We start from the raw sequence: 17,150 nt of genomic DNA, 5'->3' as shown, positions 1-17,150 counted from the left end.
CTAGGGGCGCGGGCGCGACCGCCATATCGCCACAGACCGGTGCACCGCGCAAGTCCGGGACGGGTCAGCCAGCCGATCAGGCCGGCGGGTACCGCCCCTAAGGTTTCTCGTTGTCGCTCAGCACGATGCTACCATCCAGCAACACAGGAACCATCTGGGTCCAGCCCTTGGCGTTGTAGTCGAGGCTGACCAGGTACACCCAGCCGCGCGCTGCGTCTTCGGCAGGCGGCGCCGCGCCGGCGGTGAAGCGCTGCAGGCTGACCTCGGAGACCACGAAGTCATCGCTGAGATAACGCTGGCGTGCGTGGGCCAGCGCTGCCGCCGTCGCTTGATGTACCGACAGCGGCGGCTCGGCGCGCGCCGGGTCGAAGGCGGGCAGCGTATGCAACCGCGTCGCGCTCACCTGCCAGCGCTCATGGGTGAAGTCAGCATCGCCGCTGGACAGCACGGTCCATTGGCGTTCGCCTGCCATGACCGGAAAGCTCAGCAACGCAGACAGCAGGAGGGCGGCAGGGGCGCAGCGGGCAGACATGGAAATGCTCCAATGAACGTCATCCATGATGACACCAGGCAGCGGCGACGGGTGCCTCGTGCGTCGGCTATCATCAGCCCGTGGATATATCCGGCCTGCTGCTGCGACTGATGCTGCTCCTGACCCTGGTGCTGAATGCACCGGCGCTGGCGCTTGCCTCGGGCGGCATCAACGGTCAGGCCAGCGATGGTCATTGCGGTGCGCCCCACGAGAGCGCCAACACTGCAATCTCTGCCGCGCCCGCCTGCTGCGATGAACGGGACGCAGGCGCGTGCAGCAGCGAGGGTTGCGAATGCGTGCCGGCCAGTGTGGCCATGCTGCCGTCGGCGGCAAGCGTTGCTGCATCGCCGCGACGTGCAGTGCCCGGCGAGGCGCTGCGACCCGGTCATCCCGCGCCTGCGCTGCCGCACCTGATCCGTCCGCCGATCGCCTGATCGCGCGCAGGCATTGCGTGCCTGCCGTCCTGCAGTACCCCCCCTCATTTACCTGACCCACGCGAATCCGTCGTGTGGGTGGCAGGCGCTCGCGCCTGCGATTGCAAAGGACAACCTGACATATGAACCGCACGCTTTCCCTGAGCCTGTTGCTTACCACCGTTCTGCTTGGCACCGCCTGCGCGCGCGCCTCTGAAGAAGCCGTGTCCTCGTCCGCCACGGCAACCGCAGCCGCAGCCGCAACCGCCTCGGCAGCCGCAGTGATGGCTGAGGCGACGATCGATCCGGAACTGCCGCTGGCGATCGTCCACAAGACGGCCAGTTGTGGTTGCTGTGGCGTGTGGGCCGACCACCTGAAAGCCGCAGGCTTCCCGGTTGAGATACGCGACACCGATGACATGCATCCGGTCAAGCAGCGCCTCGGCGTACCGGCCGGCAAGGCGTCCTGCCATACCGCCGAGATCGGTGGCTATGTGGTGGAAGGCCATATTCCTGCCAGCGACATCAAGCGCCTGCTGAAGGAACGGCCGACGGCGCGTGGCCTGGTGCTGCCGGGGATGCCGGCCGGATCTCCGGGCATGGAAATGCCTGATGGCTATGTGCAGCCGTATACCGTAGAGCTGGTGCTGGCCGATGGCAGCACCCAGCCCTTCGCACAGCACGGGCAGGGAGGCTGACAGTCAGTGGCGGTGCCGGTCGGTCTGACCGGCACCCTTCCACGCGGCCTGTGTAGAGCCGAGCCCACGCTCGGCTGCTTTCGGCCGGCAAGCCGAGCATCGGCTCGGCTACAGGATCAGCGGGCCCCGGCCGCTTCCTTGGCCAGCTGCGCGTCGAACTTCTTCTCGGCCTCATCCGCATAGGCCTTGCAGGTCAGGGCCTTGGCACCGGCCTTGGCACCAGCGCTGTAGTTCCAGTTGCTGGCACCAGGATGCGGGGTCAGCAATTCGTCGCAGGGCAGCGCCCGCACCGTCGCGAAGCTGCGCTTGTAGTCCTCGATCAGGCGCGGATAGCGAGGGTTGTCCCTCAACTGGTAACCCGGTGCGCTCAGGCTGTCAGCGTAGGCGATGCGCACCGGCGTGCCATCGCGGGTGTCGGTCCAGGTCCAGGCGGTACTGCCCGGCGTATGGCCCGGCATGAAGTGCGCGGTGAAGTCGATGCCGCCCACCGTGACCACTTCGCCATCCATGATGATGCGGTCGGCGGTTGCCGGCGGATAGGTGATGCCGTCGCCGAAGTGCAGGTCGTTGCTGCCCCCGCGCGCCAGCAGCACCGCCGATTCTGCATTGGCCACGATCTGCGCAGCGGTGCCGCGCTTGAGCGCAGCAACCGGGCCGGCGTGGTCGGCATGGGCATGGCTGAGCAGGATCAGGCGCAGATCCTGCGGCGCAACACCGCGCGCTTTCATGTTGCGCAGCAGGTGGTCGGCCATCTGCGGCATGCCGCCATCGAGCAGCACCGCGCCCTGCGGCGTCTGCACCAGCAGCGCGGTCAGGTCTTCGGTGCCGACCTGCCAGGTGTGGTCGGCAATCTGCAGCGGCACCATCGGCTGCAGCCAGGACGCATCCACGGTGTAGGCACGCAGCTGTGGAAGCGGCGGTTCGGCGGCAGAAGCCGCAGCGGGAAGCAGGGCAGCGAGCGTGATGGCGAGGGTCTGCAGGCGCATGGGTGGACACCGATGAAGGAGGCCCAGAAACTAGCATGGGCCTCCTTCGTCGCGTCACGCATAGATTTCATGGCACCCATAAGGGCGGCATGCCTCAGTAGCGGTACTGCCACCCCAGCGTCAGCACACGTCCGCGCCCGGCAAAATAGCTGGGATTGGATGGCGTGGTCTGCGAGTAGTAGGTGATGTACTGCTTGTTGGCGAGGTTCTGCACGCCCAGGGTGAAACTGCTGTTGTCCAGCGCATAGCGGGCGACCAGATCGAACGTGGTGTAGCCCTTGAAACTGGCCACCGGCACGCCGCGCAGGTCGAAGTCGCGATCGAAGGCATGGCTGGCCTGCAGGCGGGTGCTGAGCTGTGAGGTCCAGCTCTGTTCCCAGAACGCGGTCAGCCGGTTCGGGGCGATGTTGACGCCCGCCAGGTCGCTTTCCAGTCGGCCATCCAGATTGGCGTCGTAGCGGCCATTGGCGCGGGCGTAGCCCAGGCCGAGGCGGCTGTCGCCCAGGCGCAGGCGCAGGTTGGTCTCGAAGCCTTCCACCCGCGTAGCCTGGCGCTGCACGTTGTAGGCATCGATGCCGGCGTCATAGACCAGTACCGAACCCAGCTTGGATTCGGACGTGTAGTACGCGATGTCGCCGCTGAAGCGACCATCGTCATATTCCAGCCCGATCTCGCGGTTGTCCGACACCACCGGCGACAGGTCCACCAGGTTGTCCACGCGCTGGCCATCGCGGTTGATCGCGCGCAGCACGCGGCCGACGTCGGCCACGGTGTAGCCTTCCGAATACGATGCGTAGGCGTTGAGGCGATCGTTGATGTACCAGACCGCGCCGAAATTGGGCAGCGTCTCGCTCATCGTCGGTTTGCCACCGGCCACCTTGCGTGCGCCGTAGCGGGGCAGGGTGGTGTAGTCGCCCACTTCCAGTTCGCCCTTTTCGTAACGCAGGCCAGCGGACAGCATGACGTGGTCGGTGGGCCACCACTGCAACTGCAACAACGGGGAAAGGCTCTGGTAGGTCGTCAGCGGTACCCAGTTCAGGCCGCTGGCCAACAATACCTGGTGGGTGCGGTCGCGCAGGCCATCCAGGCCCAGGGTGACGTCCAGCGACGTGTCGCCGATGCGACGCCAGCTCTGGGTCAGCTTGAAGCCGCGCTTGTCCGACTCGTTCTGGGTCTGGTCCCAGGCGGCGTTGGCACCCGTGTTGCCCCACGGGTCCCACTGGCTGGCACCGTAACGCCCTTCAAAATCAACCGCGAACGCCTGCGCCAGGAACTGGCCGCCGAACAGATCGGCATTGCTGTAGTCCAGGGTCAGCGAGCGTGAGCGGTTCATTGGCGGATCGAGCGGCGTATCGCCGGGCACCGACGTGGCCGGGCGACCGGTACGGAAGTTGCCATCCACGGGCAGGTAGTTGTCCAGGCCGCGCAGTTCGTAGCGGTTGGCCATCAACTGCAGGCGCTGGCCTTCGGCGATGTTCCAGCCAAGCTTGGCGAAGATGTTGGTCGAGGTCGAATCCATCAGTTCGCCCTGCGCATTGGTGCCGATCGCACGGCCGTCGCCATCGTAGTACAGGCCCTGCCGCTCATGGGCCAGGCCGGCAACGAGGTCGAACTGTTCGCCGCGGATACCCACCAGTGCCGAAGCACGCTGGCCATCATCATCGCGGCGGCCCGGCGAGGCGGCAGTGAGTGAGAGGTTGCTGTCCAGCAGGAAAGCACCCGGCTCGCTCGGCGCGCTGCGGGTGATGATGTTGACGATGCCACCGGTGCCGCCGATACCCTGCAGCGCGTTGGCGCCGTGGATCACTTCGATGCGTTCGATCATCGCCGGATCGATGGTGTGCGAGTCACGCGAGCCGTCGCGCAGCGGCGTGGACTGTGGCACGCCGTCGACCATGTAGAGGATGCCGCGCCCGCGCATGCTTTCGCCATAGTTGGACATCTTCTCGCGTGCCGGGGCGAATGCCGGGATCTGCGAGGACAGCACGCGCGACACATCCGAGCCCAGTGCCAGCTGCTGCTGGATATCCTCACGGGTGAGCACGGTGATGGTGTTGGGCATGGCGGTCTCGCCCTGCGGCATGCGCGCGGTGGACGCCGACACGGTCACTCTGCCGAGCGAGGTCGCGGCTGCCGGCGCTGCTGCGGTGCGCGGGCTGTCCGCTTTTGCCGCCGGCTTCGCGGTTGCGACCGCACTGCGGATCACGAACACACCCGGCGAGCGTTCCTCGACGTCCAGGCCTTGGCCGGCAATCAGCCGTTGCAGCGCCTCGCGTGGGGCGTAGCGGCCGTCCAGCGCTGGTGCCTGGCGGCCGGCAACGCTGTCCGCAGCGAACAGCAGCTGGATGCCGCTCTGCCTGGCCATCGCATTGAGCGACTGCTGCAGCGGGGCTGCCGGAAGATGGACGTCCACCGTCGCGGGGGTGGACTGCGCCGCCACCGGAAGGGCGGCGCACAGGCTGACGGCCAGCAGGGCAGGCGTCAGGCGGCGCAGGGCGGTGGGCAGGGCAATGCGGGTCATGCGGGGTCCTTCAGAGGGGTTCAAGCAGCAGCCGGATGAGCGGGGCCACAACCCACCCTCGGTGCGGAATTCAGTGGCGTGCGGAGATGTGGACGCTGCCATCGTCGCGGGGGTGGACGGCGACCGGCAGGATCTCCGGCAGCAGCGCCAGCGCGGTGGCGGCATGGTCACCATCGAACACGCCCGAAACCTGCAGCGTGGCCAGACCGGGTTCGTCCAGTACGATTGCGCCGCGGTGATAGCGCTGCAGGCTGCGTACCACTTCGCCCAGCGGGGTCTGCGCGAACTGCAGCCGGCCCTCGGTCCATTCTCCGCTGCCGGCGGCGATCGGCTGCGGTTGCTGGACCGGGCCCGTCCCTGCCAGCAGTTGCTGGCCAGGGTGCAGGCGCTGCTCGCCATCGCGGCCAGCCACGCGCACGCCGACCTTGCCGCGCCACAGGCGGACTTCACTGCGGTCACCGCGTCGATCCACATCGAATACCGTGCCGTAGTTGCGCACCTGCACCGGTCCGGCATCGACCTGGAACCGACGCCAGTGCGACGGCGCCACCTCGAAGCGGGCGCGCCCGGAAACCAGCACCGTGCGGCGCGAACGCAGGTGGTTGCGCACCTGCAGATGGCTGTCTGCATCCAGTTCGATACGGCTGCCATCGCCCAGCAGCACGCTGCGGCGCTCGCCGATGGCCGTCTGGTAATCGCCCTGTTGCCAGCCGGGATCGAAGGCGTAAAGCCCGCCCAGTCCAGCCACCAGCAGCAGCCCGAGCACGGCGCCGCCGATCCGCCGGCTGCGATGAGGCCGGTACAGTTGTGCCGGACCGGGCACCGGAAACAATGCCTTGAGAGTGTCCCGATGTTGTTCCAGCACACGATCAGGCGAAGGCGCGCCGGTCTTGTCCGGGCGTGGCGTGCGCGGGCGGCGTGGTGCTGTCACGTCAGCGCCCGCACATCCAGCGAATGCCGGCAATCGAGCATCGCCAACCGCAGATGCCGCTCGACGGCCTTCAGGCCGATGCCCATGCGCCGCGCAACCGCCGCCTGCGGCACGTCATGGATCTTGTGCAGGATGAACACCTGGCGGCGGCGACAGGGCATCGCATGGATGACCTCGACCAGCCGAGCCAGTTCCTGCGTGGCAACGGCCTGCCTGGCCGGGCCGGCGCCTTCGCAGGCGGCATCGGGCAGTTCGGCACGGGGTTCCACCCACTGGCGGCGCAGGTCTTCGGCACGGCAACGATCAACCGCGGCGTCATGCGCCATCCGCCGCAGAAGCGCCATCGGTTGCCGCACATCGGCCGGGGCGGGGCGTTCCAGCAGGCGGATGCAGACATCGTGCACCACCTCGCGGGCCAGCCCGGGGGAGGCGAAGCGACGGCGCAGGTAATCCACCAGATCCTCGTAGTGGCGCACCAGCGAGGACACCAGCGGCAGCGCAGGTGGTGGGGAGTGCGGTGGGGTGGACATCCGGGAAAGCGGCGCAGGCGGGAAGGGGCGGGGCCACGCAAGGCCAGCCCTGCGCGGTGCCACGATAGTAATGGGAACTGTTCGCATTTGCTATCGGGTGTGCCACGGGGGATTGTTCGTGGCCGCCGGAAAGTGAATCCACGATCACCCTCTGCCGCGCACACTCGGCTGCAGATAGGCTGCAGGGCAGCCATCGGGGAGAGTGACCATGCACGTGCTTCTGGTGATCGTCGGCGGGTTCCTGCTGCTGGGCGTCTTCGCCCTGTTCGGCAGGCTCTGGAGCACCGGCAGCTCGCAGCTGCCCACGGCGCTGTTGGCCTTCATCGGCACCTGGCTGCTGGTGTCGGTGGCGAACATGTGGGTGGGGGTCAGCCGGGCGGGCTATGCGGTGCGCGAGGAGCTGCCGATCCTGCTGCTGGTGTTTGCCGTTCCGGCGCTGGTGGCCGGTGTCATTTTCTGGCGGCTGGGCCGCTGAAGCGAGGATCCGCGATGCCGGCATCACCCCGTCTTCCTGCCCTGCGTCGTCGCGACGGCCATCATGCGCGGGTGACCTACGAAGAACTGTTCTTCGACCTGGTCTACGTGTTCGCCGTCACCCAGCTCAGCCACCACCTGCTGCACCACCTGGGCCTGCTGGGCGTGCTGCAGACGCTGGTGCTGTGGTTTGCGGTCTGGCTCGGCTGGCAGTACGCGTGCTGGGTCAGCAACTGGTTCGACCCGGAGGCGCCGCGCATCCGCGGCCTGCTGTTCGTCACGATGCTGCTGGCGTTGCTGATGTCTTCGTCCATCCCCGAAGCCTTTGCCGGACGCGCGTGGATATTCGCCGGCGCCTACGCCACGATGCAGGTGGGGCGGACGCTGTTCGTCCTGCTGGAAGTAGGGCGCGCGCACCCGCTGGCCGCCAATTTCAGGCGCATGCTGGCCTGGGTCAGCGTTTCGGCCTGTTTCTGGCTGGCCGGTGCAGCGGTCGAGGGCAATGCGCGGCTGGCACTGTGGGCACTGGCCGTCGCCTGCGAATACATCTCGCCGATGTTCGGCTTCGCGTTTCCCGGCCTTGGCCGTTCGCGTACCCGCGAGTGGACCATCGAAGGCGGGCATCTGGCCGAGCGCTGCCAGCTGTTCGTGATCGTCGCATTGGGTGAGACGCTGCTGGCAACCGGCGGCGTGCTGAGCGAGGTGGAACACTGGAGTGGAGAGGTGGTTTCGGCGGTGCTGGCGACCTTTGCCGGTACGCTCGCGATGTGGTGGCTGTACTTCGGCATCTCCAGCCGGGACGCCACCGACACCATCACCCGTTCCGACGACCCGGGCCGCATCGGCGCCTATTTCCACTACGTGCACGCGCTGCTGATCGCCGGCATCATCGCCACCGCCGTCGGCAATGACCTGGTGATGGACGAACCGGAAGCGGTGGTGACCCTGCCGTATGCCGCGATGCTGGCGGCGGGACCATTGATCTACCTGCTGGGCAGCGCGCTGTACAAGCGGGCGGTCTACGGCCACGTGCCGCGCTCGCATCTGCTGGGGGCAGCGGCGTTGGTCGTGCTGGGCGTGGTCCTGCCGCATACGCACTTGCTCGCAGCCGGCTGGTTGACCAGCGCTGTGCTGCTGATTGTGGGGCTGATGGATACGCGGTTGCAGCGGCGCCTGCAAGGCGCCTGATTGCGGCCAGCGACTGGGTGCTTGCGGAACCCGGTGATGGGAGTAGCGTTGCGGATGTCGACCCTCTAATGCAGGAGTGGAGTGGCATGCAGAACATTCCGCAATGGCTGGTATGGGCCACGTTGTCAGCACTGTTTGCGGCGCTGACAGCCTTGTTCGTCAAAGCCGGGGTCAGGGATGTCGACTCGGATCTGGCGATGGCGATCCGCACCCTGGTAGTCGCTGCAGTAGTCCTGCCATTGGTTGTACTCAGCGGAAAATGGTCCAACCCGTTGCTGCTGCCGGGTCGCACCCAGTTGTTCCTGATGCTGTCTGCGCTGGCCACAGGTGCATCGTGGCTGTTTTATTTCCGCGCGCTGAAGAGTGGCGAACTGGCCAAGGTTGCGGTGGTCGACAAGTTCAGCGTGGTACTGGTCATCGTGCTGGCCTACCTCCTGTTGGGTGAACGGCCGAGCCTGCGTGAATGGAGCGGGATCGGCTTGGTGGTCGCCGGTGTGATCGTGCTGGCGACCAAGCGGTAGCATCAAGCCAATCGACAAGGGAGAGCAGGATGCAGGGCGAAGCAACTGGTACGTTCGAGGTCACGCTGTTGCCGATCGGCGGCAATAACGGCCCGATCGGGGTGATGTCAATCGACAAGATCTTCCATGGCGACCTGCAGGGTATCAGCGTTGGCCAGATGCTGGCATTCCGCAGCGCGGTGCAGGGTTCAGCGGGCTACGTGGCGATGGAGCGGGTGACCGCCACGCTGGCCGGACGCCAGGGCGCGTTTACGCTGCAGCACACCGGCGTGATGACGCGCGGCACACCGAGCCTGAGCGTAGTGGTTGTGCCGGACTCAGGCACGGACGGACTGCTCGGGTTGAGCGGCACGCTGCAGATCACCATCAGCGATGGCCGTCACGACTACCGTCTGGCCTACAGCTTGCCCGACCCGGAGTAAGCCAGGATCAGGCAAGCAAGGTTCAGGCGAGGCCCGCCTGCAGCCGATCGTACATGCGCACCAGGTCCACCAGCGTGCGCGCGCCCATCTTGCGCATCACCTGCGCACGTCGCACCTTCACCGTGATCTCGCTGACCCCAAGGTCAGCGGCGATCTGCTTGTTCAGGCGACCTCGCACCACGCCGTCGACCACCTCGCGCTCGCCGGTGTTCAAGGTGTCCCAGCGTTGCTGCAATGCGCCCAGCAGGTCGCCCTCGCGGCGTCGCTGGCGATCGATCTCGATGCCTTTGTGGATGGCATCCAGCAGTTCCTGGTCACGGAAGGGCTTGGTCAGGAATTCGATGGCGCCTTCCTTGATTGCATTGACACCCATGGCGATGTCGCCGTGCCCGGTGATGAACACCACCGGCAGGTGCAGGCCATGGCTGGCCATGGTGCGATGGAAATCCAGTCCGCTCTGGCCCGGCATGCGCACGTCCAGCACCAGGCAGGCCGGGGCATCCTCCAGCGCTTGCGCAAGAAATTCGCCGGTCGAGGCGAAGGCCCGTACCTGCAGGCCCATCGAGGCCAGCAGGTCTTCCAGCGCCGCACGCACCGAAGCATCGTCGTCGATCACGTAGACGATCGGTGACGGTTCCACTGGGAGTATCGTGGGTTTACGCATGGGTAGCTTCCATGTGCGTGGGCAGCTCGAAGATGAAACAGGCGCCGCCACCAGCGGGTCGCTCGGCGCGGATATGGCCGCCGTTGGCCTCGATCATCGAGCGGCTCAGGCTGAGGCCCAGGCCGAGGCCGTTCGCCTTGGTGGTCCAGAATGCATCGAACACGCGGTCGGGCTGCTCCGCCGGCAGGCCGATACCACGATCGCGCACGCTCAGGCTGACGTGGCCGTGCCCATCATGCGCGGTCAGCAGCGACAGCCTGCGCTCGCCCGTGGGCGTACCGGCCATCGCGTCGACGGCGTTGAGGATGAGGTTGCCGATCACCTGCTGTACCTGCACGCGATCGGCACGGGCAGGGGGCAGGTCACTGCCCAGCACCAGCGCGACCGTCACACCATGCTGCTCCAGTTCGCTGTGCGACAGCGCCAGCATTTCCTCCACGGCCTGGTTGAGGTCGAAGGCCTGGCGCTCAGGTGCAGCGCCCTGGGTCAGGCCGCGGATGCGGGCGATCACGTCACTGGCACGATGGGCGTCGGCGACGATGCGGGCGATGGTTTGACGTGCTTTGTCCAGATTGGGCGGGTCCTGGGCCAACCAGCGCTGGCTGGCCTCGGCGCTGCTGGCGATGGCAGCCAACGGCTGGTTCACCTCATGTGCGATGGAGGTGGTCAGCTCGCCGACGGTGGAGGCGCGGGCAACCCGCAGCAGGCGCGCCTGTGCGTCCTGCACCGCGGCCTTGGCCGCTTCCATCTTCAATGCCAGATAGGTAGTGATGCCGATCACCAGCATGCCGATTGCTGAATTGACCAGGCCGATGCGGTAGGTGCCGAAGCGGGTCAGGAAGAAACTGAGGCCGGTCAACGCGATGCAGACCGCGGCAAGCAGGATGAGGCCGCGTGCGGGCAGGCGCCGTGACGCCGCCAGGATGACGGCTGCGTAGAAGCAGGCGGCGGCAACGGCGTAGTCGGTAACCGTATCGACCAGGAAGATGGCCGCCATCACGATGATCAAGGCCAGCACGACCAGGGGGCGGCGGGGCGACAGCGATGGCATCCGGATGGCTCCCTGGCGTGGGTGGAAAGGATAGCAAAGGTGAGCCTATGCCCTCGAACGGCCGCGGGTGCCGCGGTGGGTGCCGACCGTTGGTCGGCACAGCAGCAGGAAGCCGGGGTATCTGAAGATCCGTGCCGACCAACGGTCGGCACCTACCGAAGCTTGGTGTGCACGCTCTTGCTGGTTGCCGGCCAGCAGCCGGCACTACCGGGCGTCATTCCTCCAGGCTGGCGTTCCAGAACCCCTGCAGCACGCCCGGCGTGGCCGCCAACGTCGCCAGCACGGCATCCAGTTCGCCGCCATCGACCGTGGTGGCGTACAGCACCGCTTCGATCTCGACATCGCGCTCGCCGAACGGGCGCTGGTCGACCGCGCGTACCGGGTACTGCGCCTGTTCCAGCAACAGCAGAAGCCGGTCCAGCACCTCGGCCTGCTGCTCACGCTGGCAGACCACGTTGATCGCGTAGGTTGCCTCGCTGAACGCTTCCGGCAGCGGTTGCCGCTGGATGCGGTTCACCACCGGCCGCAGCAGGGTGTTGGCGGCCAGCACGAACACCGCAGCCAGCACCGCCTCGGGCAGCAGCTTGATGCCGGCACAGGCGCCGACCGCCGCCGAGCCCCACAAGGTGGCGGCTGTGTTCAGGCCCGATACCTGTGCGCCATCCTTCATGATCGCGCCGGCACCGAGGAAGCCGACGCCGGAGATCACATAGGCCACCACATGCAGCGGTGACGGCGGCCCGCCGTACAGGTCGTGGAAACGCACGGCCAGGTCGACGAACACGGCGGCGCCCACCGCCACCAGCGTGTTGGTGCGCAGGCCGGCGGTGCGCTGGCGGAACTGCCGCTCCAGGCCGATCAGCGCGCCAAGCACGAAGGCTACGGACAGGCTGATCAGCGAGCTGAGGGTGGCGCCCGCGTTGAACGCGGGCAGGTGGGGGTTGAAGTCCATGACGATTCTCCCTGCGCCGATGCGCTTACTGCCAGCCGTAACGGCGGATGTAGAGCTTCTTCAGCGCGGTGGTCAGCACCGCATAGCCGAACAGGATCGCCACCAGGAACGGCCAGTAGCCGGCCGGCAGCGCCTGCAGCTTGAAGTAGCCCGCCAACGGGCTCATCGGCAGGATCACGCCGATCGCCATGATCGCCCCGGTCATCAGCAGCAGCGGCGGCGCGGCGATGCTCTGCAGGAACGGCACCTTGGGCGTGCGGATCATGTGCACGATCAGGGTCTGGGTCAGCAGACCGACCACGAACCAGCCCGACTGGAACAGGCCCTGGTCGGCCGGCGTGCGTGCATCGAACACGTACCACATCAAGGCGAAGCAGCTGAGGTCGAAGATCGAGCTGATCGGCCCGAAGAACACCATGAAGCGGCCGATGTCCGCCGGGTTCCACTTCAGCGGCTTGCGCACCAGTTCCTCATCGACGTTGTCGAACGGAATGGCGATCTGCGAGATGTCATACAGCAGGTTCTGCACCAGCAGCTGCAACGGCAGCATCGGCAGGAACGGCAGGAACGCCGAGGCCACCAGCACCGAGAACACATTGCCGAAATTGGAGCTGGCGGTCATGCGGATGTACTTGAGCATGTTGCTGAAGGTGCGCCGCCCCTGGATGACGCCTTCCTCCAGCACCATCAGGTTCTTTTCCAGCAGGATGATGTCGGCGGCCTCCTTGGCGATGTCCACCGCGCTGTCCACGCTGATGCCGATGTCGGCCGCGCGCAGCGCGGGAGCATCGTTGATGCCATCACCGAGAAAGCCGACCACCTTGCCTTGTGCACGCAGTTCGCGCACCAGCCGTTCCTTGTGCAGCGGCGTGAGGCGGGCGAACACGCGGTGTTCCTGCAGTGCACGTGCCACGGCCGCATCGTCCATGCGCTCGATCTGCGGGCCAGTCACGATCGCGTCGGCGTCCAGGCCGACCTGGGCACAGACCCGGGCGGTGACCAGTTCGTTGTCGCCGGTGAATACCTTTACCTCCACACCGTGCGCGGCCAGCGCCTGCAGCGCCTGCGCGGCCGACTCCTTCGGCGGATCGAGGAAGGCCACGTAGCCCACCAGGGTCAGCTCCCGCTCGTCGGCCTGCGAGTACACGCTCTGGCTGGCCGCGGTTTCCTTCATCGCCACGGCCACCACGCGCAGGCCCTGTTCGTTCAGTTCCTCGGTGGTCTGCCGCACGCGGGCCAGGCGCTGCTCATCCAGCGGCATGTCCTGGCCGTTCTCGCGCACGGTGCTGCACACCGCCAGCATTTCCTCCACCGCACCTTTGCAGATCAATTCGTGATGGTCCTCGCGCTCGGATACCACCACCGACATGCGGCGGCGCTCGAAGTCGAACGGGATCTCATCGACCTTGCGGTAGTCCTGTGACAGGCGCAGCGAGCTCTGCAGCTCCACATGCTCCAGCACCGCACGATCGAGCAGGTTGATCAGGCCGGTCTGGAAGTGGCTGTTGAGGTAGGCGAAGGTCAGCACATCCTCCGAATCCTGCCCGAACACATCGGTGTGCCGCTCCAGTGCGATCTTGTCCTGGGTGAGGGTGCCGGTCTTGTCGGTGCACAGCACTTCCATCGCGCCGAAGTTCTGGATCGCGTCCAGGCGCTTGACGATCACCTTGCGCCGCGACAGCAGCACCGCGCCCTTGGCCAGGGTCGAGGTGACGATCATCGGCAGCATTTCCGGGGTCAGGCCGACCGCTACCGACAGCGCGAACAGGAAGGCTTCGGTCCAGTCGCCCTTGGTCCAGCCATTGACCAGCAGCACGAACGGCACCATCACCAGGGCAAACCGGATCAGCAGCCAGCTGACGCTGTTGACCCCGGCCTGGAATGCCGTCGGCGCGCGATCGCTGGCACTGCTGCGCTGGGCGAGGGTGCCGAAGTAGCTGCTGTTGCCGGTCGCCAGCACCAGCGCGGTTGCCGTGCCGGACACCACATTGGTACCCATGAACAACAGGTTGGCCTGTTCCATCAGGCCAGCCTCGGCATTGCCCGGCTGCACGAACTTCTCCACCGGCAAGGATTCACCGGTCATCGCAGCCTGCGCGACGAACAGGTCCTTGGCCGCGAGCACGCGGCAATCGGCCGGGATCATGTCGCCGGCCGACAGCACGATATGGTCGCCCGGTACCAGGTCGCGGATCGGCAGATCCAGCAGCCGTGCCGGCCGCCGGCTGTGCAGCTGTGCGCCGAAGTACTGGTCGGCCACTTCTGCCGCTTCGGTGCCCGCAGCGCGGCGCAGCACGCGTGCGGTATTGCCCACCAGGGCCTTCAGCCGTTCGGCAGCGCGGTTGGAGCGCCCCTCCTGCACGAAGCGGATCAAGGTGGACAGCACCACCATCGCGCCGATCACCACCGTCGCCTTGGCATCTTCGGTCAGCCAGGACACGGCCGCCAGCACCGTCAGCAGCAGGTTGAACGGATTGCGATAGCACTGCCACAGATGGCGCCACCACGGCAGCGGCTTCTCGTGGTCGACCTCGTTCGGGCCGAAGCGCAGCAGGCGCTCTTCGGCTTCGTGCGGGCTGAGACCGTCGACATGCGATTGCAGGGTAGCCAGCGCATCGGCTTCGCTGCCCTGTGCAAGCGCGAGCAGTCCGGCAGTGAGCGTGGCCGGTGCGGCCTGCGTGCTGCCACGGCCGTAACCGGCTTCGGGCATCGCACGACGACCGAACAGGTTGCCCGCGCGGCGGCTGCGCAGGAAGGCGTTGAACCAGGCGTTGAGCAGGCTCATGGGAAGATCCTCTTGGAACGGCGCCGGGTGGAGCCGGCGCGTGGAGCGGAAGGGGCAGGTCGTCAGGCGTGGCGCATGGCCAGCACCGCGGGTGACCAGGGCTGCATGCGCAGCCGCTGGCTGCCGCCGATGCACAGCGGCTTCATCGCATCGCGCAGCGGGTAGGGCAGGTGGCGCAGCACGTTGATGCGCTCGCTGATCGGCAGCAGCGACAGGGCGTCTGCCACCACCCGTGGCGAGCCGAGGGCCAGCGAACGGGCGAACAGGACAGGGCCGTGCTGCAGCAGCAGGCTGCGCAGGGCGGAAACATCGCGCTCACCGATCAGGCGGCGGACAGTGATGTAGAGAATCTTGTAGGACATGGGATTCCTCCGGGCAGGCGCTGCCCGGGGCTCCCATCGCTTACACGGACAGGAACCGGTCGTCAGTCGCCAGCAGTGAACAAGTAGGCAGGCAGGGGCGCGCGTCGCGCCCGGCAGGGTCGGGATCCATCTGCGTCTCCGCGTGGGGCGGCCAGTCGCTGGCCAGTGGCGCTATTGTCCGCGCTCGTATTCAGCAGGCCTAGAGGCCCGTGGGTTAGCCCGGCTATACCTTGGTATAGAAAAAGGGGCCGTTGGCCCCTTTTGTTCAGCTGCGGTCCGCGAAAGCGTCGGTGGCCCGCACCAGCGCATCGGTCGTGGCCGCTTCGTTGGCACTGTGGCCGGCGATGACCATCTCCAGGGTGGCTTCCGGCCAGGCTTTGGCCAGGTCCCAGGCGCTGCGTGGTGGGCAGATGATGTCGTAGCGACCCTGCACGATGACGCCCGGCAGGTGGCGGACGCGCTCGATGTCGCGCAGCAGTTGGCCGTGTTCCAGGAAGGTGTTGTGGCGGAAGTAATGCGCCTCGATGCGCGCCTTGGCCAGCGTATCGAGCGGATCGGTAGCGGACGTCGCGTCGACGTCATGCACCAGCGTGGCGGCATTGTCTTCCCAGCCCAGCCAAGCCTGCGCCGCGGCAATGCGGATGGCTTCGTCGGCATGGTCCAGACGCTTCCAGTAGGCTTCGAGCATGTTGCCGCGCTCGTCCTCCGGAATGTGGGCCTCGTAGCGATCCCAGCGCTCCGGGAAGATCCAGCGCGCACCGCCGTTGAGTTCGGCGAACCAGCGGTTCTCTTCCTCCCGGCCCAGGAAAACGCCGCGCACGATAAGCCCGGTGGCGCGGTCGGGATGCGCCTGTGCGTAGGCCAGTGACAACGTCGAGCCCCACGAGCCGCCGTAGACCAGCCAGCGCTCGATGCCCAGGTGTTCGCGCACCTTCTCGATGTCGGCCACCAGATCCTGCGTGGTGTTGTCACGCAGCTCGCCGAACGGCGTGGAGCGGCCGCTGCCGCGCTGATCGATCAGCACGATGCGGTAGCGCGCCGGGTCAAAGAAGCGGCGATGGGTAGGCGAGATGCCAGCGCCCGGGCCACCATGCAGGTACACCACCGGAATGCCATCAGGCGTGCCGCACTCTTCGATATGCAGGGTGTGCAGCGCACCTACGGGCAGCGTGTGCTCGCGGTACGGGGTGATCGGCGGGTACAGCGTGCGCATGGCGATGCCTCACAAGCGGGGACTGCAAGGATAGCGGGGTGCAGCGGTCAGCGTCATCCGCGTCAGGTTCAAGTATTCTCTGCGTTCAAGGGGTAATGGCCGGCGATTCCTGGCGATAGAGACCCTGCAGGACGCAGAGGATGAATGACTTGAGCGCGCAGGACGTCACCGTACACGCCCCATTGGCGCGCGGCACCCTCAGCAGCGGTGCCCGTGAGTCGATGAAGTGGATCGCGCTGCTGTCGATGACCGGTGACCACGTCGCCAAAGTGGTTTTCGGTGGCTATGTGCCGGTGGTCAGCGAGTTTGGGCGCATCGCCTTCCCGCTGTTCGCGCTGGTGATGGCCTGCAACCTGGCACAGCCTGGTGCCGATCTGGGCAAGTCGATCCGGCGCCTGTCCGCCTGGGGCCTGGTTGCGCAACCCCTGCACATGCTCGCCTTCGGCCACTGGCTTCCGCTCAACATCCTGTTGACCTTCGGTCTGGCCGCCGTGGCGGTACATGCGCTGGTCAACAACCGGCAGCTGTTGCTGCTGGTGGCGGGAGGCCTGCTGCCGTTCTTCGTGGATTACCAATGGGCGGGCGTGGCATTCGTGATGCTGGGCTGGATCGCGTTCCGCCACCGGGCGTACTGGCTGCTGGCGTTCGGATTCGGCGGGCTGTGCTGGGTCAACGGCAACGGATGGGCGTTGCTGGCCATCCCGCTGGTGCTGGCGTTGGCCAGGGTGCCGTGGAAGGTTCCGCGTTCACGCTGGGCGTTCTACGTGTACTACGTGGGGCACCTGGCGGTCCTCGCCGCCTATGCGCAGTGGCTGCGCTGAGCAACGGCACTCATGGTAGCGGTCAGCTGCCCCGATCACGCCGCTGGTGTCTTTCCAGGCCGCAACGCACACCAGGCACGCTCGCC

At 66.7% G+C, this 17,150-nt stretch carries 18 protein-coding genes; 7 read left to right on the top strand and 11 right to left on the bottom strand.

All coding sequences use genetic code 11. The features are described 5' to 3' along the window. Positions 1-97: 97 nt before the first annotated feature. Positions 98-532, bottom strand: a complete 435-nt coding sequence (locus CR156_RS09275; protein WP_100552624.1) for a hypothetical protein — start codon at positions 530-532, stop codon at positions 98-100. 80 nt (positions 533-612) lie between these two features. Here CR156_RS09275 and CR156_RS09270 point away from each other — a divergent pair, with 80 nt between their 5' ends. Together CR156_RS09270 and CR156_RS09265 are read left to right on the top strand one after the other, a co-directional pair. Beyond that, complete coding sequence (locus CR156_RS09270; protein ID WP_100552623.1) at positions 613-966, top strand: CopL family metal-binding regulatory protein; 354 nt, start codon at positions 613-615, stop codon at positions 964-966. 122 nt (positions 967-1,088) lie between these two features. After that, on the top strand, positions 1,089-1,643 hold the full coding sequence (locus CR156_RS09265; protein ID WP_100552622.1) for a DUF411 domain-containing protein: 555 nt from the start codon (positions 1,089-1,091) through the stop codon (positions 1,641-1,643). A 116-nt stretch (positions 1,644-1,759) separates the two neighbouring features. Here CR156_RS09265 and blaL1 read toward each other — a convergent pair whose 3' ends face one another. The 4 genes from blaL1 to CR156_RS09245 form a co-directional block, all read right to left on the bottom strand. Further along, on the bottom strand, positions 1,760-2,629 hold the full coding sequence (blaL1, locus tag CR156_RS09260; protein WP_100552621.1) for a L1 family subclass B3 metallo-beta-lactamase: 870 nt from the start codon (positions 2,627-2,629) through the stop codon (positions 1,760-1,762). A gap of 94 nt (positions 2,630-2,723) precedes the next feature. Next, positions 2,724-5,150 carry a TonB-dependent receptor domain-containing protein gene (locus CR156_RS09255; RefSeq protein ID WP_100552620.1) on the bottom strand — a complete coding sequence of 809 codons (2,427 nt, stop codon included), beginning with the start codon at positions 5,148-5,150 and terminating at the stop codon, positions 2,724-2,726. A 70-nt stretch (positions 5,151-5,220) separates the two neighbouring features. Further along, on the bottom strand, positions 5,221-6,081 hold the full coding sequence (locus CR156_RS09250) for a FecR family protein (protein ID WP_100552619.1): 861 nt from the start codon (positions 6,079-6,081) through the stop codon (positions 5,221-5,223). Then, on the bottom strand, positions 6,078-6,611 hold the full coding sequence (locus tag CR156_RS09245) for an RNA polymerase sigma factor (RefSeq protein ID WP_100552618.1): 534 nt from the start codon (positions 6,609-6,611) through the stop codon (positions 6,078-6,080). Before CR156_RS09245 ends, CR156_RS09250 begins: the two co-directional genes overlap by 4 nt. Before the next feature lie 208 nt (positions 6,612-6,819). Here CR156_RS09245 and CR156_RS09240 point away from each other — a divergent pair, with 208 nt between their 5' ends. The 4 genes from CR156_RS09240 (at position 6,820) to CR156_RS09225 (ending at position 9,216) form a co-directional block, all read left to right on the top strand. Further along, positions 6,820-7,086 carry a hypothetical protein gene (locus CR156_RS09240; RefSeq protein WP_100552617.1) on the top strand — a complete coding sequence of 89 codons (267 nt, stop codon included), beginning with the start codon at positions 6,820-6,822 and terminating at the stop codon, positions 7,084-7,086. A 14-nt stretch (positions 7,087-7,100) separates the two neighbouring features. Next, positions 7,101-8,273 (top strand): low temperature requirement protein A, encoded by a 1,173-nt coding sequence (locus CR156_RS09235; protein WP_100552616.1) that lies wholly within the window; start codon positions 7,101-7,103, stop codon positions 8,271-8,273. A gap of 86 nt (positions 8,274-8,359) precedes the next feature. Then, the gene (locus CR156_RS09230) at positions 8,360-8,794 is read left to right on the top strand and encodes an EamA family transporter (RefSeq protein ID WP_100552615.1); all 435 of its coding nucleotides are present in this window, start codon (positions 8,360-8,362) and stop codon (positions 8,792-8,794) included. Positions 8,795-8,823: 29 nt separating this feature from the next. Then, the gene (locus tag CR156_RS09225; protein WP_100552614.1) at positions 8,824-9,216 is read left to right on the top strand and encodes a DUF3224 domain-containing protein; all 393 of its coding nucleotides are present in this window, start codon (positions 8,824-8,826) and stop codon (positions 9,214-9,216) included. A 22-nt stretch (positions 9,217-9,238) separates the two neighbouring features. Here the strand turns inward: CR156_RS09225 and CR156_RS09220 are convergent, their stop codons facing one another. The 6 genes from CR156_RS09220 to pip form a co-directional block, all read right to left on the bottom strand. Further along, entirely contained in the window at positions 9,239-9,880 is a 642-nt protein-coding gene (locus CR156_RS09220; RefSeq protein WP_100552613.1) for a response regulator transcription factor, read from the bottom strand. Beyond that, positions 9,873-10,931 carry a sensor histidine kinase gene (locus CR156_RS09215; RefSeq protein WP_100552612.1) on the bottom strand — a complete coding sequence of 353 codons (1,059 nt, stop codon included), beginning with the start codon at positions 10,929-10,931 and terminating at the stop codon, positions 9,873-9,875. Before CR156_RS09215 ends, CR156_RS09220 begins: the two co-directional genes overlap by 8 nt. A 214-nt stretch (positions 10,932-11,145) precedes the next feature. After that, on the bottom strand, positions 11,146-11,883 hold the full coding sequence (locus CR156_RS09210) for an MgtC/SapB family protein (RefSeq protein ID WP_100552611.1): 738 nt from the start codon (positions 11,881-11,883) through the stop codon (positions 11,146-11,148). A gap of 25 nt (positions 11,884-11,908) precedes the next feature. Then, positions 11,909-14,668: a magnesium-translocating P-type ATPase gene (gene mgtA, locus CR156_RS09205; protein ID WP_100552610.1), complete on the bottom strand. Its 2,760-nt coding sequence runs from the start codon at positions 14,666-14,668 to the stop codon at positions 11,909-11,911. Between the two features lie 62 nt (positions 14,669-14,730). Beyond that, positions 14,731-15,030 carry a hypothetical protein gene (locus CR156_RS09200; protein ID WP_100552609.1) on the bottom strand — a complete coding sequence of 100 codons (300 nt, stop codon included), beginning with the start codon at positions 15,028-15,030 and terminating at the stop codon, positions 14,731-14,733. A 265-nt stretch (positions 15,031-15,295) separates the two neighbouring features. Next, a complete protein-coding gene (gene pip / locus CR156_RS09195; RefSeq protein WP_100552608.1) occupies positions 15,296-16,243 on the bottom strand; it encodes a prolyl aminopeptidase in 948 nt (315 codons plus the stop codon). Positions 16,244-16,383: 140 nt separating this feature from the next. On the opposite strand from pip, the gene CR156_RS09190 reads away from it, so the two are divergent. Beyond that, positions 16,384-17,064 (top strand): TraX family protein, encoded by a 681-nt coding sequence (locus CR156_RS09190; RefSeq protein WP_100552607.1) that lies wholly within the window; start codon positions 16,384-16,386, stop codon positions 17,062-17,064. Positions 17,065-17,150 lie beyond the last annotated feature (86 nt).

It is taken from the genome of Stenotrophomonas lactitubi (assembly GCF_002803515.1).
Taxonomy (GTDB): domain Bacteria; phylum Pseudomonadota; class Gammaproteobacteria; order Xanthomonadales; family Xanthomonadaceae; genus Stenotrophomonas; species Stenotrophomonas lactitubi.
This window is presented reverse-complemented; position numbering and strand designations above follow the sequence as displayed.